We start from the raw sequence: 25,081 nt of genomic DNA, 5'->3' as shown, positions 1-25,081 counted from the left end.
TGCCGCCCGCCGGGCCCCGGGCCTCAGCCCCGCGGCGTCTCGCGCCTGATCACCGCGAAGCGGACCCCGTACGGATCGGCGAGCTTGGCCATGCGGCCCACGCCCTCCAGCGTCGTCGCGGGCATCCGCACCGTCCCGCCGAGGCGCCCCGCCTGTTCGACCACGGCGTCGGTGTCCTCCACCTCGAAGTACGGCAGCCAGTACGGCCCGCCCTCCGCCTCGTCGGGCGCGTCGGCCATCGGCACCATCCCGCCGAACATCGCGTCGTCCCCGGTGCCGTCGGGATTGACGGAGGTGTACACCCCGCCGGGCAGGGGCAGCGCGGAGGTCTCCAGACCGAGCACCCTGCGGTAGAAGGCGGCGGCTGCCGCGACGTCCGGGGTGTACAGCTCGACCCAGCACAGCGCACCCGGCTCGCCCGCCACCTCCACGCCCTCGGTCCGGCCGGGCTGCCAGATCCCGAACGCCACGCCCGCCGGGTCGGCCAGCACCGCCATGCGGCCCTGGCCCATCACGTCCACCGGCCGGCACAGCACGCTGCCGTGGGCCTGCTCGGCCGCCTCGGCGGTGGCCCGGGCGTCCGCGCTGCGGAAGTACACCGTCCAGGACGGCGGTCGCTGCCCGGGGCCGGTCCGCATCCCGCCCGCGACGGTCTTCCCGGCCAGCTGGAAGAAGCCGTAACCACCGGCGTCCGGTCCCGCCGACCGGAACCGCCAGCCGAAGAGCGCGCCGTAGAAGGCGGCGGCCCCGTCGACGTCGGGACTGCCGACGTCGATCCAGTCGGGGGCGCCGTTGACGAAACGGGTGCTGAGCATCTCGGCCCTCCTCGGGCGGGTCCCGGCCTGTCCACTGCCGAGTCTGGCACCGCCCACCGGCCGTCGCCGCCGGGACCACCGCGCCACGCCGGTCCGCGCCGCGGTCACCGGCTGTGACGGCGCGCGTTCTCCAGGTTTTCGCACCGCTCCGCGCGCCGCCGTGCGCGCGCCGGGCCCGGGGGAGCATCATCGGGACGGCCGGAGGTCCCGGACCCACCGTTGAGCCGGCGTTGATCGAACGTTTTTCGGTGTGGGGCAGGCTCCTCGCCATGCACTACGAAACCATCACCCCGGCCGACGACACCTGGCAGGCACAGGCCCTGTGCGCGCAGACCGGGCCGGACTTCTTCTTCCCCGAGCCCGGCAGCTCGGTACGCGACGCGAAGCGCATCTGCGCCATGTGCGACCTGCGCCCCGCCTGCCTGGAGTACGCGCTGTCCAACGACGAGCGGTTCGGCGTCTGGGGCGGCCTGTCGGAGAAGGAACGCCTCGCCCTGCGGCGCACCGCCCACTGACGCGCGCCGCACGACCGCCCGGTCCCGCCCCGGACGACCGCCCGGTCCCGCCCGGACGGCCGCCCGGTCCCGCCCAGGACGGCCGCCCGGCCCGTGTGCGGGGGTCAGCCCGCGGCGCGCGCCGCCATCCGCGCCTTGCGCGCGGCCAGCTTCTCGTCGAACTTCAGGGCCTCCGCGTTCAGCCCGCCCAGGAACAGGCCGAGTTCCTCCTGCGCCTGGCGCCCCTCGGGCCCGAGGCCGTCGATCTCCATGACCTTCAGGAAGCGCAGGACCGGCTGGAGCACGTCGTCGTGGTGGATGCGCAGGTTGTAGACCTCGCCGATCGCCATCTGGGCCGCGGCCCGCTCGAAGCCGGGGATCCCGTGGCCGGGCATGCGGAAGTTCACCACCACGTCCCGGACAGCCTGCATCGTCAGGTCGGGGGCGAGCTCGAAGGCGGCCTTGAGCAGGTTGCGGTAGAAGACCATGTGCAGGTTCTCGTCGGTCGCGATGCGGGCCAGCATGCGGTCGCAGACCGGGTCCCCGGACTGGTGGCCGGTGTTGCGGTGCGAGATCCGGGTGGCCAGCTCCTGGAAGGCGACGTAGGCGACCGAGTGCAGCATGGAGTGCCGGTTGTCGGACTCGAAGCCCTCGCTCATGTGGGACATGCGGAACTGCTCCAGCTTGTCCGGGTCCACCGCGCGCGAGGCCAGCAGGTAGTCGCGCATCACGATGCCGTGCCGGCCCTCCTCGGCCGTCCAGCGGTGCACCCAGGTGCCCCAGGCGCCGTCGCGCCCGAAGAGCGAGGCGATCTCGTGGTGGTAGCTCGGGAGGTTGTCCTCGGTCAGCAGGTTGACCACGAGGGCGATCCGGCCGACCTCGGTCACCTGGGACTGCTCCTTGGCCCACGCCTCCCCGTCCTCGAAGAGGCCGGGGAAGTTGCGGGCGTCGCTCCACGGCACGTACTCGTGCGGCATCCAGTCCTTGGCGACCTTCAGATGCCGGTTCAGCTCCGTCTCGACCACTTCCTCCAGCGCGTACAGCAGCCGCGCGTCGGTCCACACGGACGGGCTGCCGAGGTGAGGGGAGGTGATCGTCACAGGAACTCCAGGGGGACGCGCTGCATAGGAAAGGGGAGGGGGAGTCCGGCGAGCGGTGCCGGAAACCTACGTGATCGTAGGCTACGAGCCCGTAGGTTACGAAGCCGTAGGTTAAGGCGGCTGTAAAGAACCGCTGATCAGCCCACCCGCCAGACCCTTGCGCGGGCATGCCGGACAGCCCCGGGACCAGCAGGTCCCGGGGCTGTCGGGGGCCGGGGATCACCCGGTCAGGTGTACAACTCCCGCAGGCGCACGGAGAGACAGGTCACACAGCCCTCCAGCTTCTCGAACTCGCTGATGTCGACCGTCACCACGTCGTGGCCGAGGTCGGTCAGCAGTTCGGCCGTCTTCGGGGCGCTCGCCGCCATCAGAAGCTTGCCGCCGCCCAGCAGGACCACGTGCGCCCCGGCCTCCTCCGGTACCGACAGGAACCCCGGGAACAGCGACGGCCGGTCCACCTTCGGGATGTGCCCGATCACCGTGCCGTCCGGCAGCGCGGTCACCGCCGACTTCAGGTGCAGCACCTTGCTCACGGGCACGGCCACCACCCGGGCGCCCAGCGGCTCGAAGGCCGCACGCAGCTGCTGCACGCCGGCCGCGTTCGTCCGCCCGCCACGGCCGACGTACACGGTCTCGCCGACCTTCAGGACGTCACCGCCGTCCAGCGTGCCCGGTTCCCAGATCCAGTTCACCGAACAGCCGAGGCGGGCCACCGCCTCCTCCACGCCGGCGGTCTCCGCCCGCCGGGACTCGGCGCCCGGCCGGGTGATCAACGCCACGTTCCTGTACATCACGACGGCGTCCTCGACGAACACCGAGTCCGGGCAGTCGTCGGCCGGTTCGACCTCGATCGTCTCCCAGCCGTGCGTGCGGAGGGCCTCGACATAGGCCTCCCACTGTTCGCCGGCGAGGCCGGCATCGACCTTCTCCCGCTCGATGTGCGTGACCAGGCCGTCGGCGAGTCGGGGACTGGGACGGCGGACGAGGGCCTTCTTGCTGGGCACGAGGGGCCTTTCGAATCGGTCGGTGCACTGGTGCGGTACCGGCGCCCTGCACAAGGCGCCGGTCCGTCATCATGCAGGGCACCCGGGCCACGGCCATCATGCAGGGCACCCGGGCCACGGCAAAACCCGTCGTTGCCGGGCTGTGCCCCTCCTGAGACCCCCGCCGGCCGGTCAGGCCGGATCCGCGAGGTCCTCGAGTGTCGTCTCGGTCAGCTCTCCTCCCTCCATCAGCAGCCACCGTGTGATCCCGATCGACTCCAGGAACGGCAGGTCGTGGCTGGCCACGATCAGCGCGCCCTCGTACGACTCCAGAGCCGTGGTCAGCTGCCGGACGCTGGCCATGTCGAGGTTGTTGGTCGGCTCGTCGAGCAGCAGCAGCTGCGGCGCGGGCTCCGCGAGCATCAGTGCGGCCAGGGCCGCCCGGAAACGCTCACCGCCCGAGAGCGTGGCCGCCTTCTGGTCGGCCCGCCCGCCCCGGAACAGGAAGCGGGCGAGACGAGCCCGGATCCGGTTGTTGGTGGCGCCCGGCGCGAACCGGGCCACGTTCTCGGCGACCGACAGGCCGTCGTCGAGCACGTCCAGCCGCTGGGGCAGGAACCGGAGCGGGACGTGCGCCGTCGCCGTCCCGCTCAGCGGCGCCAGCTCCCCGGCGACGGTCCGCAGCAGCGTCGTCTTGCCGGAGCCGTTGCGGCCGACGAGCGCGATCCGCTCCGCTCCGCGCAGATCGAGGATGCCCTCCACGCGCGCACGGTAGGCCGTCTCCAGGTTCTCCAGGGTGAGCACCTGGCGGCCGGGCGGTACGGCCGTGTACGGCAGGTCGACGCGGATCTCGTCGTCGTCCCGCACGGCCTCCACCGCATCGTCCAGCCGCTCCCTGGCCTCGGCGAGCCGCTCCTCGTGCATGATGCGGTGCTTGCCCGCCGACTCCTGGGCGGCGCGCTTGCGGGCGCCCATGACGATCTTCGGTTCGCGTTTCTGGTCGTACATCTTCTGCCCGTACCGCTTGCGGCGGGCCAGTTTGACCTGGGCGTCGGCCAGTTCGCGCTTCTGCTTGCGCACATCGGCCTCGGCGACCCGCACCATCCGCTCGGCCGCCTCCTGCTCCACGGTCAGGGCCTCCTCGTAGGCCGAGAAGTTGCCGCCGTACCAGGCGACCTCCCCGGAGCGCAGCTCCGCGATCTGGTCGACCAGGTCGAGCAGTTCCCGGTCGTGGCTGACCACGACCAGGACGCCCGGCCAGGAGGAGACGGCCTGGTACAGGCGTCGGCGCGCGTACAGGTCGAGGTTGTTGGTGGGTTCGTCGAGCAGCAGGATGTCGGGGCGGCGCAGCAGCAGCGCGGCGAGCCGCAGCAGCACCGACTCGCCGCCGGACACCTCGCCGACGGTGCGGTCCAGGCCGATGTGGCCGAGGCCGAGTTCGCCGAGGGTGACCAGGGCGCGTTCCTCCACGTCCCAGTCGTCGCCGACGGTCTCGAAGTGCTCCTCGGCGACGTCGCCCGCCTCGATGGCGTGCAGGGCCGCCCGCCGCTCGGCGATACCGAGGGCCTGGTCGACCCGGAGCGTGGTGTCGAGGGTGACGTTCTGCGGCAGGTAGCCGGTCTCGCCGGCCGCCTTGACGCTGCCGTCGGCCGGGGCGAGTTCCCCGGCCAGCAGCCTGAGCAGGGTGGACTTGCCCGATCCGTTGGCGCCGACGAGCCCGGTCCTGCCGGGGCCGAAGGCGATGTCCAGGCCGTCGAAGACGGCGGTGCCGTCGGCCCAGGTGAAGGACAGGGACGTAGCGGTGAGGGAAGCAGACATGGGCGCCTCGCAAGAAAAGATGCGGTCGGGGGGACGCGTGTCGAGACACCGCGAGGCGGAAACCGAAAGGTCTGGGCACAGAGGGGGCCATGTGGAAGGGCCCCGTGCCGGAGGACGGCTCGGACGCCGAGGTCGTACGCCGCGCACACCTCACCGGTGCGACACGGTGCCTCAGGACCTCAGACGAGCAACGTCCTTCTCCAATCGACGGCAACAGAACCGCTGTACACCGTACGAGGGGCCGAGGGAGCTGTCAAAGGAATTGAGCAGGGGGATGTCCGGCCGGACGCGCGCCCCACGCGCGCGAGGCGCTCAGCAGGCGTCCCGCATCAACTCGGCGAGGTCGTGGTCCAGGTCGAGCTGAAGGTGTTCCAGCCCGACGGGGACCAGGTCGTCGGCCGCCGCCAGGAACCGCCGTATCTCGCCCGAGCGCACATGCACGATCGCGGTGCCCTCCGGGGCGTGGAACTCCAGCACCGTGCGGTCGTACCCGTACGGCCGCACGCGGACGTCACCATGGCCCTCGGGGCCCTCGAGGCCGGCCGCCAGCAGCTCACGGGAGAAGGTCCAGCACACCTCGACACCCTCCAGGGTGGCGGGTGCGGGGAACGTCATGCGCACCGCGAACGGGTCGCGCCGGTCGTAGCGCAGCGTGGCGGGAATGCTCGGCATGCGCGGTGCGGCGGCGACGAGACGGGCCTCTACCGGCTGCTCGATGACGGTGGACAACGCCTTGCTCCCTCGTGACGGCTGGACTACGCCCGGGTGTGCGTACCCGGCACTGGAAGAGACGACGGAAACGGCCGATGCGTGCACACGCGGAACGAGTGACCTCGGTCACCGCCTTCATGCACGGGTGACGCATGCCTGTTCCCGCTCCTCACGCGCGGCGCGCGGGGTCCCGGGCCCTCTGGACGCGGCCCGGGGACGGGACTAACTTCGCCCGCCATGAGGCGCTTGGGGAGCACGCGACGCAGGGGACGGGCGAACCGGCTGGTGGCGGTGGGGGTGGCGTGCGGGGCGGCGCTGGCCGCCCTGACGGTCCCGGAGGCCGTGGCCCGGCCGCTCGCGCAGGAAGACGCCGGCCGGACGAGCGGGAGCCGGGCGGAGGCGGGCCGGGACGCGGTGGCCCAGGAGGCGGCGGCCCGGGAGGCGGCCCCGGTGAGCGAGGGGTGGACGGGTCCCGGCCGGGGAAGCGCGCACTGGGCGGTCAAGGACACCGGCACCCCGCAGACCCGCTTCCGCGGGCTCGCGGCCGTCGACCGGCACACCGCATGGCTGGCCGGCACCGGCGGCACGGTGCTGCGCACCACGGACGGCGGCACGCACTGGCGGAACGTCTCGCCACCGGGCGCGGTGGGCCTGGAGTTCCGGGACGTGCAGGCGTTCGACGCGCGGCGCGCGGTGGTGCTGGCCATCGGCGAGGGCGAGGCGTCCCGCGTCTACCGCACCGACGACGGCGGCACGACCTGGACGGAGTCCTTCCGCAACACCGACCCGAAGGCGTTCTACGACTGCCTCGCCTTCTTCGACCGCCGGCACGGCCTCGCCCTGAGCGACCCCGTGGACGGAAGGTTCCGCATCCTCGCCACCGCCGACGGCGGACGCTCCTGGCGCGTCCTGCCCGCCGACGGGATGCCGCCCGCGCTGGACGGCGAGGCCGGGTTCGCCGCGAGCGGCCAGTGCCTGGTCACCTCCGGCCCGAAGGACGCCTGGCTGGCCACCGGCGGCGGCGCCCACGCGCGCGTGCTGCACTCCGCCGACCGCGGGCTGACCTGGACGGCCGCCGGCACACCGGTTCCCGCGGCCGATCCGGCGAAGGGAGTCTTCGCGCTCGCCTTCCGCGACCGCGCGCACGGCCTCGCGGTCGGCGGCGACTACCGTCCCGGCCAGTCCTCGCCGGAAGCCGCCGCGGTCACCGCCGACGGCGGCCGTACCTGGCGGCCCGCCACGACTCCGCCGCCCGCGTACCGCTCCGGTGCCGCCTGGCTCCCGCACAGCCGCACCGCCGCGCTGGCCGTCGGCCCGACCGGCACCGACCTCACCACGGACGGCGGCCGCAGCTGGCGGACGATCGACACCGGTTCGTACGACACGGTGACCTGCGCCCCCGACCTGAGCTGCTGGGCGGCCGGCGAACAGGGGCGGGTGGCACGGCTGGAGCGCTGAGGCGGCGGCGGAACGGCCGGGCGGCGGCGGAGCGATGAGGTAAGTGCCGCGGACACGGGTACTCGTTTCTCGCCGCAGAGGAAAGGAGCGATCATGCCAGCCGGTTCCAGCCCCAAGCGCGAGCGTCAGTACGAGCACATCAAGAAGAGCGCGCAGGACCGGGGCGAGAGCACCGGGCGCGCCGAGGAGATCGCCGCCCGGACGGTGAACAAGGAACGTGCCCGCTCCGGTGAGTCCAAGACCGCCAGTCGCAGCTCGACCCAGGACATGTCGTCCGTCAAGCGGGGCGGCCAGCGGTCGGGCAACCGGACGGGCCCGCAGGGGCCGACCCGCGACCAGCTGTACAACGAGGCCAAGCAGCGTGGCATCGAGGGCCGTTCGCACATGAACAAGGACGAGCTCCAGCGCGCCCTGAACGACAAGAAGGGCTGATCCGCCCGGAACGCGAGGCGGTCGGGGAGGCCGTCACGGAAAGAGGTGCGGGGTCCGGGTCCGTCTCCGGTACGGCCGTCACCGCCGTACGGAGACGGACCCTTCGCCGTGGGCGGTGCCCTGGACGCGGTCCGTCGCCGACGGTGTCCCGGTCTTGGTCCGGCGTGGATGGTGTCCCGGTCTTGGTCCATCGTGGGCGGTGCCCTGGACGCGGTCCGGTCCTGGGGCGTTCCGGGCGCGGTCCGTCGTGGCCGGTGTCCGGCTCTCAGGCCCGCCGTGAGCGGTGTCCTGGGCCCGGCCGAGTGGCCCAACCGAGTGGCCCGTGGGAGCGCGGGCCACGGGGCGGCTCCGCTACGGGTGGTACGGGTCCGGCACGGGCATGATCACGCCCCCCCTGCTGGGCCACCGGTACGCGGCGGCCCCGTACAGTCACCCGGCATGACGATCGTTGGCGTACCCGCGGGCTGGCCCGCGACCGAGGAAGAGGCCCGCGCCGTACAGGACGAGCTGCGCGGACGCGTGGTGTCCGACGAGCCGGGACCGCCGCCCGGGACGGGCCGCGTCACGGGGGTCGACGTCGCCTACGACGACGAACTCGACCTCGTCGCGGCGGCGGCGGTCGTGCTGGACGCGGCCACCCTGGACGTCGTCGCGGAGGCGACCGCCGTCGGCCGGGTCTCCTTCCCGTACGTGCCCGGGCTCCTCGCCTTCCGTGAACTCCCGACCGTCGTCGCCGTCCTGGACCGGCTGCCGTGCCCGCCCGGCCTGGTCGTGTGCGACGGCTACGGCCTGGCCCACCCGCGCCGCTTCGGCCTGGCGAGCCACCTGGGCGTGCTCAAGGACCTGCCGACCATCGGCGTCGCCAAGAACCCGTTCACCTTCACGTACGACGACCCGGAGCCGGCGCGGGGCAGCTCCGCACCGCTGCTCGCCGGGGCCGAGGAGGTGGGGCGCGCCCTGCGCACCCGGGACGGCGTCAAGCCCGTCTTCGTCTCCGTCGGCCACCGGGTGAGCCTGGCCGGCGCCCTGGCGCACACCCTCGCGCTGACCCCGCGGTTCCGGCTCCCGGAGACCACGCGCCGGGCGGACGCCCTGTGCCGCCAGGCCCTGCGCCAGGCGACCCAGGGCCACGCCCCGCGGTAGGCGACCCAGGGCCGCGCCTCGCGGTAGGCGACCCAGGGCCACCCCCCGCGGTAGGCGACCCACTGGGCCCAGGCCGTACGGTGGGCGACCCGTTCGGGGTCACGTCCTGAGGTAGGCACCCCGCCCGGGGGCCGGACCCTGCGGGAGGCGGCCCGCTCGGGCCCCTGCTCGGCCGGCGACCGGCCGCTGCTCGGGGCGGGACCGGGGCAGCGGCCTGAGTGACGGGGCCGTCGGCTAGCGTTCCGCCGCCACCCGGAAGGTGATGCCGGCCGCGCGCAGCCGCGGGATCAGGGCGTCACCCATCGCCTCGGCCGTGGTCACCTGGCCGGCCGTCGGCGGGAGGTCGTCGAAGACCAGGCACAGGGCGGCCTCGGCGAACATCTTGGCCGTCTCGTCGTACCCGGGGTCCTTGCCCGCGACCTCGGTGAACACCCGGCGTCCGCCGCCCTCGCCGACGAACCGCACGGTGAACCAGCTCTTCGCCCGCTTCTCCGGGCTCGGTCCTTCGCCCGGCTCCAGCCGGGCCGACAGCAGGCGCCGCACGGGCGGCAGCTGGGCCGCGGCCGCCACCGCGCCGACGGCGGCGACCCCGCCGAGGGCGACCGGCAGGCGCTTCACGGCGGCGTAGTGCCGGTAGCGGAAGTCCGGACCGTACCGCTCCAGCGCCCGCGCCGAACGGCGCACGACCTGCGGGTCGATGGTGGGCAGCGGCAGCGCCCACGCGCCGACCTCCGCGGCGAACCTCGGCGCGCCCGCCGGCGCCGTCACCCGGCGGCCGGGCAGCCGCGGCTCGTGCCGGGCCCGCTCACGCGCGGCCGACAGCATCCGGCGCCCGCGGGCCAGCTGGTTCAGCGCCGAGGCGAGGGTGCCGCCGGAGAAGGCCGCGTCGACGGTCACATAGCCGTCCACGGTCAGTGGCACGCCCTCCGGCAGCTGCCGGACCGTGAAGTACGCGCCGAGGTCGTGCGGCACCGAGTCGAAACCGCAGGCGTGCACCAGCCGGGCGCCCGTCTCCCGCGCGCGTGCGTCGTGCCGGACGTACATCAGGTCGACGAACTCCGGCTCGCCGGTGAGGTCCAGATAGTCGGTGCCCGCGTCGGCGCAGGCGGCGACGAGTTCCTCGCCGTACAGCACGTACGGCCCCACGGTCGTGGCGACCACGCGCGCGTGCCCGGCGAGGGCACGCAGGGTGGCCGGTTCGGCCACGTCGGCCCGCAGCACGCCGACGTCCGCGCCGCCGGGCAGGCCCTCGCGCAGCCGCTGGAGCTTCCGCTCGTCGCGGCCGGCGACGGCCCAGCGCAGCTCCCGCGGCGCGTGCGCGGCGAGATAGTGGGCCGTGAGCGCGCCCACGAAGCCCGTGGCTCCGAAGAGCACGAGGTCATAGGGACGGTCCGTCCTGCTCATCCTGCTCATGACACCCCTTGGTCCGTGTGCCCGCCGCGCAGCCCGCGCCGCAGTCGGTGGCCGAGGCTAGCGTGAGGAGCGCGCAGTCCGAAGACCAGCCCGGAGGCCGCTGTGGCCGTAACCAGGAATGCCCTGACGAAGCGGGAGATAGCGCCCGCGTTCCGGCCTGGGGGGCCGCCGGGTTCCCGTGCGGCGAGACCGGGGCCGGGATGAACCGGCAGGTCCGTCCGCCGAGGGGACCGGCCGCCCCCGGTCGGGACCGCGTGGAGACCCGTCACCCTCCCGGGTGAAGACCCGCACTCCGGGCACTTGGCTAAGCGCTTGCTCGTTCAGGTCTTGTGTCCGGTGGAACGCGTTCCTAGCATCACCGGTGTTACATCAGTTGTGTCACACACGCTCGCTTGGGGGCTGGACGCATGACAACGGCAGGGACACCGCCGGGGCCGGGTACCGGTCCGCTCGCGGGCGTGCGCGTGGTGGAGCTGGCCGGCATCGGGCCCGGCCCGTTCGCCGCCATGCTGCTGGCCGACCTGGGCGCCGACGTGGTCCGGGTGGACCGTCCGGGCGGCGCGGGCCTCGGCATCGACCCGGCCCGTGACATCACCAACCGCAACAAGCGCTCGATCATGGTCGACCTGAAGGCGCCGGACGGTCCCGCGCGCGTCCTGGACCTCGCCGAGCGGGCCGACATCCTCGTCGAGGGCTACCGCCCGGGCGTCGCCGAGCGGCTCGGCATCGGCCCCGGGGACTGCCACGCCCGCAACCCCCGCCTGGTCTACGGCCGCATGACCGGCTGGGGCCAGGACGGCCCCCTCGCCCACCGCGCCGGCCACGACGTCGCCTACATCGCGCTCACCGGCACCCTCGGCATGATCGGCCGCCCGGACGAGCCCCCGGCCGTCCCCGCCAACCTCCTCGGCGACTACGCGGGCGGCTCCCTCTACCTGGTCGTGGGCGTGCTCGCCGCCCTGCACCACGCGCGCGCCACCGGCACCGGCCAGGTGGTCGACGCGGCCATCGTCGACGGCACGGCCCACCTCTCGGCGATGATCCACGGCATGCTCGCCGCCGGCGGCTGGCAGGACCGGCGCGCCGCCAACCTGCTGGACGGCGGCTGCCCGTACTACGGCACCTACGAGACCGCCGACGGCCGGTACATGGCGGTCGGCGCCCTGGAAGGCAAGTTCTACGAGGAGTTCCTGCGCCTGCTCGGCCTCGACGGCCTGGCGTCCGCCCGCACGGACTGGACCCGCTGGGGCGAGCTGCGCGAACGGATCGCCGCCGCCTTCAAGTCCCGCACCCGGGCCGAGTGGACCGCCGTCTTCGAGGACTCCGACGCCTGCGTCGCGCCCGTCCTGAGCCTGCGCGAGGCCCCGGCCCACCCGCACCTCGCCGCCCGCGGCACGTTCACCGACCACGAAGGCATCACCCAGCCCGCCCCCGCCCCCCGCTTCTCGGCGACCCCCACCACCGTCCGTACCGGCCCCGCCCGGCCCGGCGCGGACACGGCGGCGGTCGCCCGGGACTGGGGGACACCGGCACCTCCCACCGGCGACCCGGTCACCGACGGCGGCTGACCCCGCCGCCCCGCTCCGCCCACCCTCCCGAAAGGCACTCCAGTGAGCACCGAAGCGTACGTGTACGACGCGATCCGCACCCCGCGCGGCCGCGGCAAGGCGAACGGCGCCCTGCACGGCACGAAGCCCATCGACCTGGTCGTCGGCCTCATCCACGAGATCCGCGACCGCTTCCCCGGCCTGGACCCGGCCGCGATCGACGACATCGTGCTCGGTGTCGTCGGCCCGGTCGGCGACCAGGGCTCCGACATCGCCCGGATCGCCGCCATCGCCGCCGGACTGCCGGACACGGTCGCGGGCGTCCAGGAGAACCGCTTCTGTGCCTCCGGTCTCGAGGCCGTCAACCTGGCCGCGGCCAAGGTCCGCTCGGGCTGGGAGGACCTGATCCTCGCGGGCGGTGTCGAGTCCATGTCCCGGGTCCCGATGGCCTCGGACGGCGGCGCCTGGTTCAACGACCCGATGACCAACCTCGCCGTGAACTTCGTGCCGCAGGGCGTCGGTGCCGACCTGATCGCCACCATCGGGGGCTTCTCCCGCCGGGACGTCGACGAGTACGCGGCACTGTCCCAGGAGCGCGCCGCCACCGCCTGGAAGGAAGGCCGCTTCGACCGTTCGGTGGTCCCCGTCAAGGACCGCAGCGGCCTGGTCGTCCTCGACCACGACGAGCACATGCGCCCCGGCACCACCGCCGACTCCCTGGCCAAGCTGAAGCCGTCGTTCGCGGACATCGGCGAGCTGGGCGGCTTCGACGCGGTCGCCCTCCAGAAGTACCACTGGGTGGAGAAGATCGACCACGTCCACCACGCGGGCAACTCCTCCGGCATCGTGGACGGCGCCTCGCTCGTCGCGATCGGCTCCAAGGAGATCGGCGAGCGCCACGGCCTCACCCCGCGCGCGCGGATCGTCTCCGCGGCCGTCTCCGGCTCCGAGCCGACCATCATGCTCACCGGCCCCGCCCCCGCCACCCGCAAGGCCCTGGCGAAGGCCGGCCTCACCATCGACGACATCGACCTGGTCGAGATCAACGAGGCGTTCGCCGCGGTCGTGCTGCGCTTCGTGCAGGACATGGGCCTGTCCCTGGACAAGGTCAACGTCAACGGCGGCGCCATCGCCCTCGGCCACCCGCTCGGCGCGACCGGCGCCATGATCCTCGGCTCGCTCATCGACGAGCTGGAGCGCCAGGACAAGCGCTACGGCCTGGCCACGCTGTGCGTCGGCGGCGGCATGGGCGTCGCCACCATCATCGAGCGCATCTGAACTCCCTGCGGAACCAAGCGACTTCAACGGAGACGACTGTCATGACCGAGAGCACCACCATCCGCTGGGAGCAGGACGACACCGGTGTCGTCACCCTCGTCCTGGACGACCCCGACCAGTCTGCGAACACCATGAACCAGGCGTTCCGCGAATCCCTGGCCGCGATCACCGACCGGCTGGAGGCCGAGAAGGACTCGATCCGCGGCATCATCTTCACCTCGGCGAAGAAGACCTTCTTCGCCGGCGGCGACCTGCGCGACCTCATCCGGGTCACGCCCGAGACCGCACAGGACCTGTTCGACGGCGGCCTCGCCATCAAGCGCAACCTGCGCCGCATCGAGACCCTCGGCAAGCCGGTCGTCGCGGCGATCAACGGCGCGGCCCTCGGCGGCGGCTACGAACTGGCCCTCGCCTGCCACCACCGGGTCGCCCTCGACACCCCCGGCACGAAGATCGGCTGCCCCGAGGTCACCCTCGGCCTGCTCCCCGGAGGCGGCGGAGTCGTCCGCACCGTCCGGCTGCTCGGCATCGCCGACGCCCTGCTGAAGGTGCTCCTCCAGGGCACGCAGTACAACGCGCGGCGCGCCCAGGAGAACGGCCTGGTCCACGAGGTGGCCGCGACCCCCGAGGAACTGCTCGCCAAGGCGCGCGCCTTCATCGACGCCAACCCCGAGTCGCAGCAGCCCTGGGACAAGCCGGGCTACCGGATCCCCGGCGGCACCCCGGCCAACCCGAAGTTCGCCGCCAACCTGCCCGCCTTCCCGGCCACCCTGCGCAAGCAGACGGGCGGCGCCCCCTACCCGGCGCCGCGCAACATCCTCGCCGCCGCCGTCGAGGGCTCCCAGGTCGACTTCGAGACCGCCCAGGTCATCGAGGCCCGCTACTTCGTGGAGCTGGCCGCCGGACAGACCTCGAAGAACATGATCCAGGCGTTCTTCTTCGATCTCCAGGCGGTCAACTCGGGCGCCAACCGGCCGAAGGGCATCGAGCCCCGCACGGTCCGCAAGGTCGCCGTCCTCGGCGCCGGCATGATGGGCGCCGGCATCGCCTACTCGTGCGCCCGCGCGGGCATCGAGGTCGTCCTCAAGGACGTCGCCCTGGAGGCGGCCGTCAAGGGCAAGGGCTACTCCGAGAAGCTGTGCGCCAAGGCCGTCGCCAGGGGCCGCACCAGCCAGGAGAAGGCGGACGCGCTGCTCGCCCGGATCACCCCCACCGCCGACGCGGCCGACCTCGCCGGCTGTGACGCGGTCATCGAGGCCGTGTTCGAGGACACCGCCCTCAAGCACAAGGTGTTCCAGGAGATCGAGTCGGTCGTCGCCCCCGACGCGCTGCTGTGCTCCAACACCTCCACGCTGCCGATCACCACGCTCGCCGAGGGCGTGGAGCGGCAGGCCGACTTCATCGGACTGCACTTCTTCTCGCCGGTCGACAAGATGCCGCTGGTCGAGATCATCAAGGGCGAGCGCACCGGCGACGAGGCGCTGGCGCGCGCCTTCGACCTGGTCCGGCAGATCAACAAGACACCGATCGTCGTCAACGACTCGCGCGGCTTCTTCACCTCCCGGGTGATCGGCCACTTCATCAACGAGGGCGTCGCCATGGTCGGCGAGGGCGTCGAGCCGGCCTCCGTGGAGCAGGCCGCCGCCCAGGCCGGCTACCCGGCCAAGGTGCTCTCCCTCATGGACGAGCTGACCCTCACCCTCCCGCGCAAGATCCGGGCCGAGTCGAGGCGGGCCGTGGAGGAGGCGGGCGGCACCTGGACGGCGCACCCGGCCGAGGCGGTCGTCGACCGCATGGTCGACGAGTTCGGCCGCCCCGGCCGCAGCGGCGGCGCCGGCTTCTACGACTACGCCGAGGACGGCAAGCGGGCCGGACTCTGGCCGGGCCTGCGCGAGCACTTCACCAAGCCGGGCTACGAGATCCCGTTCCGGGACATGCAGGAGCGCATGCTCTTCGCCGAGGCGCTCGACACCGTGCGCCTCCTGGAGGAGGGCGTCCTGACCTCGGTCGCCGACGCCAACATCGGCTCCATCCTCGGCATCGGCTTCCCCGGCTGGACCGGCGGCGTCCTCCAGTACATCAACGGATACGAAGGGGGCCTGACCGGGTTCGTGGCCCGCGCGCACGAGCTGGCCGAGCGCTACGGCGAGCGGTTCACCCCGCCCGCGCTGCTCGTGGAGAAGGCCGGGAAGGGGGAGCGGTTCACCGACTCAGTCCGCTCCTGAGCCGGTGACGTCCGTTCCGGAACGGGTGACGCAGCGGTTCACCGGCTCAGTCCGCTCCTGAGCCGGTGACGTCCGTTCCGGAACCGGTCACGTCCGTTCCGGAACCGGTCACGTCCGTTCCGGAACCGGTGACCCACTCGCTCAGCTCCTCCCGCAGCGAGCGCTGGAACGTCGTCAGCAGCGCCTGCACCACCAAGGGGTGCATGTGCGCGGACAGTGACTTCACGTCCTGGGCGTCACGCTCCGCCACCGCGCCGCGGAAGAGCCGGGAGAGTTCGTGAGCCGCGGCGCGCGAGTGCTCGATGAGCACTTTGCGCGCCGCGAGGATCACCTCGTGCGACAGCGGCACGTCGAGGAGCTGCACACCGAGCCTGAGCAGCCCGGTGTCGACACGGAAGGTGTCACCGTCCGCCGCCATGACGACGTTCATCGCGGCCAGCCGCTCGACGTCCGCGGCGGCGAGCGGCCGTCCCGCCCGCCGCTCCAGTTCCCGCCGAGGCACCGTGTCCACCGCGTCCGGTGCCCAGGACGCCACGACCGCCCGGTGAATGGCCAGGTCGTGCGGGGTGAGGTCGTCCGGGAGCTGCTTCAGGTACCGCTCGATCGCCGACAGCGTCATGCCCTGCTGCCGCAACTCCTCGATGAGGGCGAGCCGCGCCACGTGGTCCGTGCCGTAGTGCCCCACCCGGCGCGGGCCGATCACCGGCGGCGGCAGCAGACCCTTGCTGCCGTAGAAGCGGACGGTGCGGACCGTGACGCCCGCCCGGGCGGCCAGCTCGTCGATGGTGAGGGGTGTCGCGTCCCCGGCCTCGGTCGTCATGTGCAGCAGTATCGCTGTCTCACCAATGGTGTGAAACCCCTGGTGAACGTCGTATGGAAGCTGAGTGGATCGTGTGAGAAGCGACGCTCTGTGACATGGGCCACCGCGTACCGGCGGATCTCTCTGGGAAGCTGCCGTCTTGGTCTGTACCGCGACACGAGGGTGGTGCGGGCCGAGACCTGCACGACCCCCGGGCCCACGAGGTCCGGGCGCACCAGGAAGTGGAACCACCCGTGAGCAAGGAAGCCGTGGAATCGGCACAGGCCACCACCCACCCCCAGGTGGCCCAGACGCCCGCGGACGCGGGCGACGCCGGTTACAGCAAGGACCTCAAGGCCCGCCACGTCAACATGATCGCCATCGGCGGCGCCATCGGCACCGGACTCCTCCTGGGCGCCGGCGGACGACTGCACAACGCGGGCCCGGCGCTCGCCCTGGCCTACCTGGTCTGCGGTGTCTTCGCCTTCTTCGTCGTCCGGGCCCTGGGCGAGCTGGTCCTGTACCGGCCGTCCTCAGGATCCTTCGTGTCCTACGCCCGGGAGTTCCTCGGCGAGAAGGGCGCCTACGTCGCCGGCTGGATGTACTTCCTGAACTGGTCGACGACCGGCATCGCCGACATCACCGCGATCGCGCTCTACACGCACTACTGGAGCCTGTTCACCTCCATACCGCAGTGGGTGCTGGCGCTGATCGCCCTCGCGGTGGTCCTCGCCGTGAACCTGATCTCGGTGAAGATCTTCGGCGAGATGGAGTTCTGGTTCGCGATCATCAAGGTCGCGACCATCGTCGGCTTCATGCTGATCAGCATTTTCCTGCTCGCCACCCAGCACAAGGTCGGCGGCCACACCCCCGGCCTGAGCGTCATCACCGATAACGGCGGCGTCTTCCCGCACGGTGTGATGCCGGTCGTCCTGGTCATGCAGGGCGTGATCTTCGCCTACGCCGCCCTGGAACTGGTCGGCGTGGCCGCCGGCGAGACCGCCGAGCCGGAGAAGGTCGTCCCGCGCGCGGTGAACTCGATCATGTGGCGCGTGGGCCTGTTCTACGTCGGCTCGGTCGTGCTGCTCGCGCTGCTCCTGCCCGGTTCGGTCTACTCCGCCGACCAGAGCCCGTTCGTGACCGTGCTGTCCAAGATCGGCGTCCCGGCGGCCGGCGACGTGATGAACCTGGTCGTGCTGACCGCCGCCATGTCCTCGCTGAACTCCGGCCTGTACTCCACCGGCCGCATCCTGCGCTCCATGGCCATGGCCGGTTCCGCGCCGAAGTTCACCGCCCGCATGAACCGCAGCCAGGTCCCCTACGGCGGCATCCTGCTGACCTGCGCGGTCTGCGTGCTGGGTGTCGGGCTGAACTACCTGGTGCCCAGCCAGGCCTTCGAGATCGTGCTGAACGTCGCCTCCCTCGGCATCATCAGCACCTGGGTGATCATCATGCTCTGCCACATCCTGTTCGTCCGCCGCGCCCGCGCGGGGCTGGTGGCCCGGCCGCACTTCCAGCTGAAGTTCAGCCCGGTCACCGAGATCGCCACGATCGTGTTCCTGCTGGTCTGCCTCGGCATGATGTGGAACGACCCCGACGTCGGCCGCAAGACGGTGCTCCTCATCCCGGTGATCGCCGTCATGCTGGTCGCCGGCTGGTTCGGCGTCCGCCGCCGGGTGGGCCGGAACACCGACCGGGAGCTGTCCGAGCTGACGAAGTAGGGCTCGTCCTCGCCGGTGCCGCCCATGGCGCCACCGGCGAGATCACCTGGCACACCCCCCCCGAGCGCCGGCCGACGCGCGCCCGGGGGGTGTGGCGTGCCGGGGCTGGGGAACGGCGCGCCCGGGGGGTGTGGCGTGCCGGGGGCCGGGAAACGGCGCGCCCGGCCACCCGGTGAGCGCGGTCACCCGCGGTCCAGGGGCGGGCGCGCCGTGCGGCGTCAGTGCCCGTGCACGTCGTTCGTCGCCTCGATCTTCTTCCACGACTTCGGCTGCGCCGCCGTCGCTCCGGCCTTCACCAGGGCGCGGGCCGAGGACGCGGCCGGCTTCGCCGGCTCGAACAGCCAGGTGTCGAACAGCGCCGACAGCGGCTTGCCCGACACCTGCTCGGCGTACTTCACGAAGTCGGCCACCGAGGCGTTCGAGTAGGCGTGCCGCTGCGGCCAGCCCTTCAGGATCCTGAAGAACGCGTCGTCACCGATCGCGTTGCGCAGCGCCTGGATGGCGGCGGCACCCCGGTCGTACACGGCGGCGTCGAACTGGTTGTCCGCACCCGGGTCGCCGGGCGCCACCGTCCAGAACGCGTCGTCCGCCGGATGCGAGGCGTACACGTAGTCGGCGAGTTCCTGCGCGGTGCCCTCGCCCTCGTGCTCGGACCACAGCCACTGCGCGTACCGGGCGAAGCCCTCGTTGATCCAGATGTCCTTCCAGCGCTTCAGCGACACGTCGTCGCCGTACCACTGGTGGGCCAGCTCGTGCACGACCACGGATGGGTTGGAGCCGTTCGCGAACTGCTTCGGGCTGTAGTAGACGCGGGTCTGCGTCTCCAGCGCGTATCCGGTGGTGGTGTTCGGGACATAACCGCCCGCGGAGGCGAACGGATACGGCCCGAAGTAGCCGCTCAGCCAGTCCACCAGCTCCCCGGTGCGCTCCACGCTGGCCCGCGCGGCCCCGTCGTTGTCGCCCAGGTCCTTGCTGTAGGCGTTGATGACGGGCACCCCGCCGTCGGAGGTGCCGGTGGTGATGTCGAACCTGCCGAGCGCGAGCGTGGCCAGATAGGTGGCCTGCGGCTTGTTCTGACGCCAGGTGTAGCGGGTCCAGCCCAGCTTCGAACTGGTGGACTGGAGGGTGCCGTTGGAGATGGCCTGGGTGCCGTCCGGCACGGACACCGACACGTCGTAGGTGGCCTTGTCGCTCGGGTGGTCGTTGCTCGGGAACCACCACCAGGCCGCCTCGGGTTCGTCGGCGGCCACCGCGCCGTCCGGCGTGCGGTGCCAGGTGGAGAAGCCGTAGGCGCTCTTCGTCGACGGCACCCCGCTGTAGCGGACCACGACCGTGACCGGCGTGCCCTTGTCCAGCGGCGTCTTGGGAGTGACGACCAGTTCGTGCTGGCCGGACGTCGCGAAGGACGCCTTGGCGCCGTTGACCCGCACCTCGCTCACGTCCAGCAGGAAGTCCAGGTCGAAGCTGGACAGGTCCTGGGTGGTCCTCGCCAGGATCGTCGCCGTGCCCCGCAACTCGTCCGTCTTCGGCTGGTACTGAAGCCTCAGGTCGTAGTGGGAGACGTCGTAGCCGCCGTTGCCGTAGTTCGGGTGGTAGGGGTCGCCGATGCCCGGCGCGCCGGGGGAGTGGCTCGCGGCCGATGCCGGGATCGCCAGCAGGAGGGAGGCCGCCGCCAGTGCGCCCGGCGCGATGATTCTGCGGTGCACGTCAGCTCCAAGTCGTCGGGACTGAAAGTCCGTTCGCCAGAATTGTGTTCGACGAGCCTATTCAGTCCCGGTGGCCTCGGGCCTGTCCATGGCACCTCCTGTCACACGATCGCCATTCAGCCGTCACGAGCACCCGAAAGCCCTCTTCTGCACGAGAGTTGCCCGGAGTACCGTCCGCGCATGCCGAATCGCACGCGCATGACGCTCTGGCGAACGCCGGCGGCCGCGGTCGTCGCCACCCTGATCGCCGCGTTCCTCGCCCCGGCCACCGCCCAGGCCGCCCCCCGGGAGAGCCGGCCCGTCTACTCCTACGCCCACGCCATCCGCGAGTCCGTCTGGGTGGACACGGGCCTCGACGAGGACGGTGACGGCAGAGGTGACCGTGTCGCCGCCGACATCGTCCGGCCCTCCGAACCGGCCCGGCAGGGCCGCAAGGTGCCGGTCGTCATGGACGCCAGCCCGTACTACTCCTGCTGCGGACGCGGCAACGAGAGCCAGCGCAAGACGTACGACGCACAGGGCCACGTGGTCCAGATGCCGCTGTTCTACGACAACTACTTCGTGCCCCGCGGCTACGCCTTCGTCGGCGTCGACCTCGCCGGCACCAACCGCTCCGAGGGCTGCGTCGACGTCGGCGGCCGTTCGGACATCCTCTCCGCGAAGGCCGTGATCGACTGGCTGAACGGCCGCGCCCGGGCATACAGCAGCCGCACGGGCGGCACCCCGGTGAAGGCCGGCTGGACCAACGGCAGAACCGGCATGATCGGCAAGAGCTGGGACGGCACCATCGCCAACGGCGTCGCCGCCACGGGCGTCAAGGGCCTGAAGACCATCGTCCCGATCAGCGCCATCTCCTCCTGGTACGACTACTACTTCGCCCAGGGCGCCCCGCTCTACGACGGCGGCCCCGACGAACTGGCCGGCTACGTCGAGAGCGCCGACGCGCAGGCCCACTGCGCGGACGTCCGGCGCAGGCTCGCCGACGGCAGCCCGCGCAGCGGCGACTGGACCTCGCTGTGGACCGAGCGGAACTACGTCGAGGACGCGGCCAAGGTGCGCGCCAGCGTGTTCCTGGTGCACGGCATGCAGGACCTCAACGTCCGCACCAAGCACTTCGGCCAGTGGTGGGACGCCCTCGCCCGGCACGGTGTCGAGCGCAAGATCTGGCTGTCCCAGACCGGTCACGTCGACCCCTTCGACTACCGCCGCGGCGCCTGGGTCGACACGCTGCACCGCTGGTTCGACCACGAACTCCTCGGCTACGACAACGGCATCGACCGCGAGCCCATGGCCGACGTCGAACGCCACCCCGACCAGTGGGTCACCTCCGCCGCCTGGCCTCCGCACGGCACCCGCACCACCGTCCTGCACCCGGCCGCCGGCAGCAGGGCGGGCGTCGGCACCCTCGGTCCCCGTCGGGCCGCCGGCACCGAGACCTTCACGGACGACCCGGCGCTGAGCGAGACCGACTGGGCCGCGCACCTCACCACGCCGACGCCCGAGAAGGCGGGCTTCCTCACCGAGCCCCTCACCCACGGCCTGCGGCTGGCCGGCTCCGCCGAGGTGACGGTCACCGCGACGCCGACCACCGCGTCCGCCCACCTGTCCGCCGTGCTGGTCGACGTCGGCCCCGACACCATCCGTGACTACGCCGACAGCGCCGAGGGCATCGCCACCCTTCCCCGGCGTAACTGCTGGGGCGAGAGCACGGCCGGGGACAGCGCCTGCTTCAAGGCGACCAGGGCGAAGACGGCCGCCGTCGACTACACCGTGGTCAGCCGTGGCTGGGCCGACCTCGGCCACTACGGATCGGCGGCCGAGGGCGTGCCGCTCACGCCGGGCAGGTCCTACACGATGACCCTGCACCTCGCGGCCACCGACCACGTCGTGCCCGCGGGGCACCGCCTGGCGCTGATCGTCGCCGGGACCGACAAGGACCTCATCGACCCGCCGTCCACCCGCCCTACGCTCACGGTGGACCTGTCCCGTACGGCGGCGAAGGTGCCGTTGGTGGGCGGTGCGGCGGCGTTCGACCGGGCCACGTCCGGCGGGGGCGCCGCACCGGCGCCGACGGTCCTGAAAGGCGTCCACGCACCCCACCCGGACCGCCACGTCCCGACGCCGTGACACCCCGACGCGCTGGGACTTCGGCGCGCTGGGACTTCGGCGGGCTGGACTCCAGTGCGCTGGCACCGCGGCGCCCTGACATCTCGGCGGCGTGACACTCCGGCCATGGCCTCGGGCCCGCGTCATGGGTCCGGGGCGACCAGTCGTGGTGTCGGGCTGCGGGGCTCGGGCGGGGGTGTCCGGCTGCGGGTTGTGGTGGGTTGGTCGCGCAGTTCCCCGCGCCCCTTCGGGGCGCTGGTTGCTCAGGTCGGCGGGGACGCCAAGGCGGTCGTCTGCCGTGCGCAGCCCCAGGCGACCGTGATGCCGGCCCCGCCGTGGCCGTAGTTGTGGACCAGTGCGCGTCCGTCGGGCAGGGGCTGCCGTTCCAGGCGGACCGCCTCCCGGGCGGGCCGCAGGCCCACCCGGTGCGTGAGCACCCGGGCCCCGGCGATCTCCGGCCGGACGGCCGCGCACCGGGCGACGATCGCCGCGGCGGTCGCCGGGTCCGGCTCCAGGGACCAGTCGTCCTCCTCGGCCGTGCCCCCCAGCAGCAGACCGTCCGGCTGCGGAATGAAGTAGGTGGAGTCGGCCGAGGAGTGGTCGACGGAGGTGAACCAGCCGGTGACACCCGGGTTCTCCACCACGACCAGCTGCCCGCGCACGGGACGCACCGCCGGGTCCGGCACCAGCGAACGGGCGCCCAGCCCGGTGCAGTTGACCACCACGGCGGCCGGCACGGCGGCCAGGTCGGTCACCTCACGGATCTCCACCGTGCCGCCCGCCCGCAGCAGCCGCCGCCGCAGCCACGCCAGATGCGCCGGCATGTCGATCACCGGCAGCCGTGCCGCCAGCCCCCCGGCCACCGCCCGCAGCCCCGGCACCCGGCCCGCCCAGGCCCCCAGCTCGTCCAGCCGGGCCCCGTGGTGGATACCCTCGACAAGGCGCACCCCCGTCTCCTCAGGACGGGCCGCCAGCTCCTCGTACACCCCGAGGGACTCCAGCGCCCACGCACCGACCAGCGGCTCCGGCTCGATGCGGTACGGCCACCACAGGCCGCCCGCGACCGCGGAGGTCGTACGCTCGCCCGGCTCCCGCGCCCACACCCGCACCCGCCGCCCGGACTCGGCCAGCAGCACGGCCGACGTCAGCCCGGCGATCCCGCCACCGACCACGATCACTTCGTCACTCGGCTCACCATCCATGCCAGGACGATAGGCGCCGCCCACCCACCCTCGCCCGCCCACGCCCGGCCCACACGCCCTCGCCCGCCCGCCCGGCCGACCCCGCCCGGCCCACACGCCCTCGCCTACTCGCCCGGCCGGCCCCGCCTGGCGCACGTGCCCTCGCTTGCTCGCCCGGCCGGCCCCGCCGCCCGGCCTCGCCCGCCTGACCTGGCCCGTCCCCGCCGGCCCGGCCCCACCCCCACCCCCACCGCGCTTGCCCAGCCGCCCGCGCCGCGCCCGCCCAGCCCGCCCCGCCGAACCCCGCCCCGCCTGCCCAGCCGGCCCCGCCCGCCCAGCCGGCCCCCGCCCCGCCACGGCTCGCGCCCCCGGTGTCCGTCGTCCGTGGGAAGCGTTGCCGTCGGGTGTGCGTGCCGCCATTAGGATCGGCGTCCTGATGACTGCCACCCTCGTTGCCAAGAACCTCGCCGCCGGGCACGCCGACCGCCCCCTGTTCTCCGGGCTCGACCTGGTCGTCGCGCCCGGCGACGTGATCGGGCTGGTCGGCGCCAACGGCGCGGGCAAGTCGACCCTGCTGCGGATGCTCGCCGGACTCACCCCGCCCGAGCAGGGCGGACTGCGGCTGTCCCCGCCGTCCGCCACCGTCGGCCACCTGCCGCAGGAGCCGGAGCGCCGGCCGGGGGAGACCGTCCGGGAGTTCCTGGCCCGCCGCACCGGTGTGGCCGAGGCCCAGCGGGTCATGGACGAGGCCACCCAGGCGCTGGTGGACGGCGCGCCCGGCGCCGACGACGCCTACGCGACCGCGCTGGAACGCTGGCTGGGGCTCGGCGGCGCCGACCTGGAGGAGCGCGCCGAGGAGGTCGCCGACTCCCTCGGCCTCGCGGTGGACCTGGACCAGCCGATGACCGCCCTCTCCGGCGGCCAGGCGGCCCGCGCCGGCCTCGCCTCCCTGCTGCTGTCCCGCTACGACGTCTTCCTCCTGGACGAGCCCACCAACGACCTGGACCTGGACGGCCTGGAACGTCTGGAACGGTTCGTCACCGGCCTGCGCGCCGGCACCGTCGTCGTCAGCCACGACCGCGAGTTCCTCACCCGCACGGTCACCAAGGTCCTCGAACTCGACCTGGCCCAGGGTCAGATCAACCTCTACGGCGGCGGCTACCGGTCCTACCTGGAGGAACGCGAGGTGGCCCGCCGGCACGCCCGCGACGACTACGAGGAGTACGCCGACAAGAAGGCCGCCCTCCAGGACCGCGCCCAGATGCAGCGGTCCTGGATGGACAAGGGCGTGAAGAACGCCCGCCGGAAGGCGGGCGGTGACAACGACAAGATCGGCCGCAAGTTCCGCAGCGAGGCCAGCGAGAAGCAGGCCGCCAAGGCCCGGCAGACCCAGCGCATGATCGAGCGCCTCGACGTGGTCGAGGAGCCGCGCAAGGAGTGGGAGCTGCGCATGGAGATCGCGTCCGCCCCGCGCTCGGGCGCGGTCGTGGCGACGCTGCGGGACGCCGAGGTGAGCCGCGGCGACTTCACCTTCGGCCCGGTGTCGCTCCAGGTCGACTGGGCGGACCGGATCGCGGTGACGGGGGCCAACGGCGCCGGGAAGTCCACCCTGCTCGGCGCGCTGCTGGGCCGGATCCCGCTCGACTCCGGCCACGCGGCGCTCGGTTCGGGTGTCCTGGTCGGCGAGGTCGACCAGGCCCGCAAGCTGTTCCACGGCCCCGAGACCCTGCTCGACGCCTTCTGCGCGGCCGTCCCCGACACCGAACCGGTGGAGGTCCGCACCCTGCTGGCCAAGTTCGGCCTGAAGTCCGAGCACGTGCTGCGCCCCGCCGAGACCCTCTCCCCGGGCGAACGCACCCGCGCCGCGCTCGCCCTGCTCCAGGGCCGGGGCGTCAACCTCCTCGTCCTGGACGAGCCGACGAACCACCTGGACCTGCCGGCCATCGAGCAGCTGGAATCGGCCCTCGACACCTACGAGGGCACCCTGCTGCTGGTCACCCACGACCGGCGCATGCTGGACGCGATCCGCGTGACCCGGCGCCTGGAGGTGGCGGCCGGCAAGGTGACGGAGCGCTAGTGACCTGAGCCGGAGATTTTCGGGTAGTTCTCGCGAGCTGCCTGGCGTGCCGGCGGCTCGGAATCCTCCGAACA

At 72.8% G+C, this 25,081-nt stretch carries 19 protein-coding genes; 10 read left to right on the top strand and 9 right to left on the bottom strand.

Annotation, left to right across the window (positions count from 1 at the left end):
• Positions 1–23: 23 nt before the first annotated feature.
• Positions 24–815, bottom strand: a complete 792-nt coding sequence (locus tag JK361_RS01220) for a VOC family protein (protein WP_201813706.1) — start codon at positions 813–815, stop codon at positions 24–26.
• Between the two features lie 269 nt (positions 816–1,084).
• On the opposite strand from JK361_RS01220, the gene JK361_RS01215 reads away from it, so the two are divergent.
• Entirely contained in the window at positions 1,085–1,330 is a 246-nt protein-coding gene (locus tag JK361_RS01215) for a WhiB family transcriptional regulator (protein WP_201813705.1), read from the top strand.
• A 104-nt stretch (positions 1,331–1,434) separates the two neighbouring features.
• Here JK361_RS01215 and JK361_RS01210 read toward each other — a convergent pair whose 3' ends face one another.
• The 4 genes from JK361_RS01210 to ssgD all read right to left on the bottom strand — a co-directional run bounded on the left by JK361_RS01210 (position 1,435) and on the right by ssgD (position 5,939).
• Positions 1,435–2,409 carry an acyl-ACP desaturase gene (locus JK361_RS01210; RefSeq protein WP_201813704.1) on the bottom strand — a complete coding sequence of 325 codons (975 nt, stop codon included), beginning with the start codon at positions 2,407–2,409 and terminating at the stop codon, positions 1,435–1,437.
• A 227-nt stretch (positions 2,410–2,636) separates the two neighbouring features.
• On the bottom strand, positions 2,637–3,413 hold the full coding sequence (gene ddaH, locus JK361_RS01205; RefSeq protein ID WP_201813703.1) for a dimethylargininase: 777 nt from the start codon (positions 3,411–3,413) through the stop codon (positions 2,637–2,639).
• 171 nt (positions 3,414–3,584) lie between these two features.
• Entirely contained in the window at positions 3,585–5,210 is a 1,626-nt protein-coding gene (locus JK361_RS01200; protein ID WP_201813702.1) for an ABC-F family ATP-binding cassette domain-containing protein, read from the bottom strand.
• A gap of 312 nt (positions 5,211–5,522) precedes the next feature.
• On the bottom strand, positions 5,523–5,939 hold the full coding sequence (ssgD, locus tag JK361_RS01195; protein WP_201813701.1) for a spore wall synthesis regulator SsgD: 417 nt from the start codon (positions 5,937–5,939) through the stop codon (positions 5,523–5,525).
• A 219-nt stretch (positions 5,940–6,158) separates the two neighbouring features.
• Between ssgD and JK361_RS01190 the strand changes: the two genes are divergently transcribed.
• The 3 genes from JK361_RS01190 to JK361_RS01180 all read left to right on the top strand — a co-directional run bounded on the left by JK361_RS01190 (position 6,159) and on the right by JK361_RS01180 (position 8,954).
• Positions 6,159–7,379, top strand: a complete 1,221-nt coding sequence (locus JK361_RS01190; protein ID WP_236052302.1) for a WD40/YVTN/BNR-like repeat-containing protein — start codon at positions 6,159–6,161, stop codon at positions 7,377–7,379.
• A 93-nt stretch (positions 7,380–7,472) separates the two neighbouring features.
• Positions 7,473–7,811 (top strand): plasmid stabilization protein, encoded by a 339-nt coding sequence (locus tag JK361_RS01185; RefSeq protein WP_201813700.1) that lies wholly within the window; start codon positions 7,473–7,475, stop codon positions 7,809–7,811.
• Positions 7,812–8,249: 438 nt separating this feature from the next.
• Positions 8,250–8,954: an endonuclease V gene (locus JK361_RS01180; RefSeq protein ID WP_201813699.1), complete on the top strand. Its 705-nt coding sequence runs from the start codon at positions 8,250–8,252 to the stop codon at positions 8,952–8,954.
• Between the two features lie 234 nt (positions 8,955–9,188).
• Here the strand turns inward: JK361_RS01180 and JK361_RS01175 are convergent, their stop codons facing one another.
• A complete protein-coding gene (locus JK361_RS01175; protein ID WP_201813698.1) occupies positions 9,189–10,367 on the bottom strand; it encodes a saccharopine dehydrogenase family protein in 1,179 nt (392 codons plus the stop codon).
• A gap of 407 nt (positions 10,368–10,774) precedes the next feature.
• Here JK361_RS01175 and JK361_RS01170 point away from each other — a divergent pair, with 407 nt between their 5' ends.
• The 3 genes from JK361_RS01170 to JK361_RS01160 are packed head-to-tail and all read left to right on the top strand — an operon-like array spanning position 10,775 to position 15,417.
• The gene (locus JK361_RS01170; RefSeq protein WP_201813697.1) at positions 10,775–11,935 is read left to right on the top strand and encodes a CaiB/BaiF CoA transferase family protein; all 1,161 of its coding nucleotides are present in this window, start codon (positions 10,775–10,777) and stop codon (positions 11,933–11,935) included.
• Positions 11,936–11,977: 42 nt separating this feature from the next.
• A complete protein-coding gene (locus tag JK361_RS01165; RefSeq protein WP_201813696.1) occupies positions 11,978–13,192 on the top strand; it encodes an acetyl-CoA C-acetyltransferase in 1,215 nt (404 codons plus the stop codon).
• A 41-nt stretch (positions 13,193–13,233) separates the two neighbouring features.
• A complete protein-coding gene (locus JK361_RS01160; RefSeq protein ID WP_201813695.1) occupies positions 13,234–15,417 on the top strand; it encodes a 3-hydroxyacyl-CoA dehydrogenase NAD-binding domain-containing protein in 2,184 nt (727 codons plus the stop codon).
• 46 nt (positions 15,418–15,463) lie between these two features.
• On the opposite strand, the gene JK361_RS01155 is transcribed toward JK361_RS01160, so the two are convergent.
• A complete protein-coding gene (locus tag JK361_RS01155; protein ID WP_201813694.1) occupies positions 15,464–16,237 on the bottom strand; it encodes a MerR family transcriptional regulator in 774 nt (257 codons plus the stop codon).
• Positions 16,238–16,470: 233 nt separating this feature from the next.
• On the opposite strand from JK361_RS01155, the gene JK361_RS01150 reads away from it, so the two are divergent.
• Positions 16,471–17,937 carry an amino acid permease gene (locus JK361_RS01150; RefSeq protein WP_201813693.1) on the top strand — a complete coding sequence of 489 codons (1,467 nt, stop codon included), beginning with the start codon at positions 16,471–16,473 and terminating at the stop codon, positions 17,935–17,937.
• Positions 17,938–18,155: 218 nt separating this feature from the next.
• Here the strand turns inward: JK361_RS01150 and JK361_RS01145 are convergent, their stop codons facing one another.
• A complete protein-coding gene (locus tag JK361_RS01145; RefSeq protein ID WP_201813692.1) occupies positions 18,156–19,643 on the bottom strand; it encodes a M1 family metallopeptidase in 1,488 nt (495 codons plus the stop codon).
• Positions 19,644–19,823: 180 nt separating this feature from the next.
• On the opposite strand from JK361_RS01145, the gene JK361_RS01140 reads away from it, so the two are divergent.
• Positions 19,824–21,770, top strand: a complete 1,947-nt coding sequence (locus JK361_RS01140) for a Xaa-Pro dipeptidyl-peptidase (RefSeq protein ID WP_201813691.1) — start codon at positions 19,824–19,826, stop codon at positions 21,768–21,770.
• A 242-nt stretch (positions 21,771–22,012) separates the two neighbouring features.
• Here the strand turns inward: JK361_RS01140 and JK361_RS01135 are convergent, their stop codons facing one another.
• A complete protein-coding gene (locus JK361_RS01135; RefSeq protein ID WP_201813690.1) occupies positions 22,013–22,951 on the bottom strand; it encodes an FAD-dependent oxidoreductase in 939 nt (312 codons plus the stop codon).
• 415 nt (positions 22,952–23,366) lie between these two features.
• Between JK361_RS01135 and JK361_RS01130 the strand changes: the two genes are divergently transcribed.
• A complete protein-coding gene (locus JK361_RS01130) occupies positions 23,367–25,007 on the top strand; it encodes an ABC-F family ATP-binding cassette domain-containing protein (RefSeq protein WP_201813689.1) in 1,641 nt (546 codons plus the stop codon).
• Positions 25,008–25,081: the final 74 nt, after the last annotated feature.

This window comes from Streptomyces musisoli, from assembly GCF_016741855.1.
Taxonomy (GTDB): Bacteria; Actinomycetota; Actinomycetes; order Streptomycetales; family Streptomycetaceae; genus Streptomyces; species Streptomyces musisoli.
The sequence above is the reverse complement of the archived record's forward strand: the minus strand, read 5'-3'. Positions and strand labels throughout refer to the sequence as shown.

Excerpts from the sequence above, each read along its gene's own strand:
- JK361_RS01185 (WP_201813700.1), top strand. The coding sequence starts at position 7,473 with ATGCCAGCCGGTTCCAGCCCCAAGCGCGAGCGTCAGTACGAGCACATC.
- JK361_RS01175 (WP_201813698.1), bottom strand. The coding sequence starts at position 10,367 with ATGAGCAGGATGAGCAGGACGGACCGTCCCTATGACCTCGTGCTCTTC.
- JK361_RS01140 (WP_201813691.1), top strand. The coding sequence starts at position 19,824 with ATGCCGAATCGCACGCGCATGACGCTCTGGCGAACGCCGGCGGCCGCG.
- JK361_RS01160 (WP_201813695.1), top strand. The coding sequence starts at position 13,234 with ATGACCGAGAGCACCACCATCCGCTGGGAGCAGGACGACACCGGTGTC.
- JK361_RS01130 (WP_201813689.1), top strand. The coding sequence starts at position 23,367 with ATGACTGCCACCCTCGTTGCCAAGAACCTCGCCGCCGGGCACGCCGAC.
- JK361_RS01155 (WP_201813694.1), bottom strand. The coding sequence starts at position 16,237 with ATGACGACCGAGGCCGGGGACGCGACACCCCTCACCATCGACGAGCTG.
- JK361_RS01215 (WP_201813705.1), top strand. The coding sequence starts at position 1,085 with ATGCACTACGAAACCATCACCCCGGCCGACGACACCTGGCAGGCACAG.
- JK361_RS01200 (WP_201813702.1), bottom strand. The coding sequence starts at position 5,210 with ATGTCTGCTTCCCTCACCGCTACGTCCCTGTCCTTCACCTGGGCCGAC.
- JK361_RS01220 (WP_201813706.1), bottom strand. The coding sequence starts at position 815 with ATGCTCAGCACCCGTTTCGTCAACGGCGCCCCCGACTGGATCGACGTC.
- JK361_RS01190 (WP_236052302.1), top strand. The coding sequence starts at position 6,159 with ATGAGGCGCTTGGGGAGCACGCGACGCAGGGGACGGGCGAACCGGCTG.
- JK361_RS01135 (WP_201813690.1), bottom strand. The coding sequence starts at position 22,951 with ATGGATGGTGAGCCGAGTGACGAAGTGATCGTGGTCGGTGGCGGGATC.
- JK361_RS01180 (WP_201813699.1), top strand. The coding sequence starts at position 8,250 with ATGACGATCGTTGGCGTACCCGCGGGCTGGCCCGCGACCGAGGAAGAG.
- JK361_RS01170 (WP_201813697.1), top strand. The coding sequence starts at position 10,775 with ATGACAACGGCAGGGACACCGCCGGGGCCGGGTACCGGTCCGCTCGCG.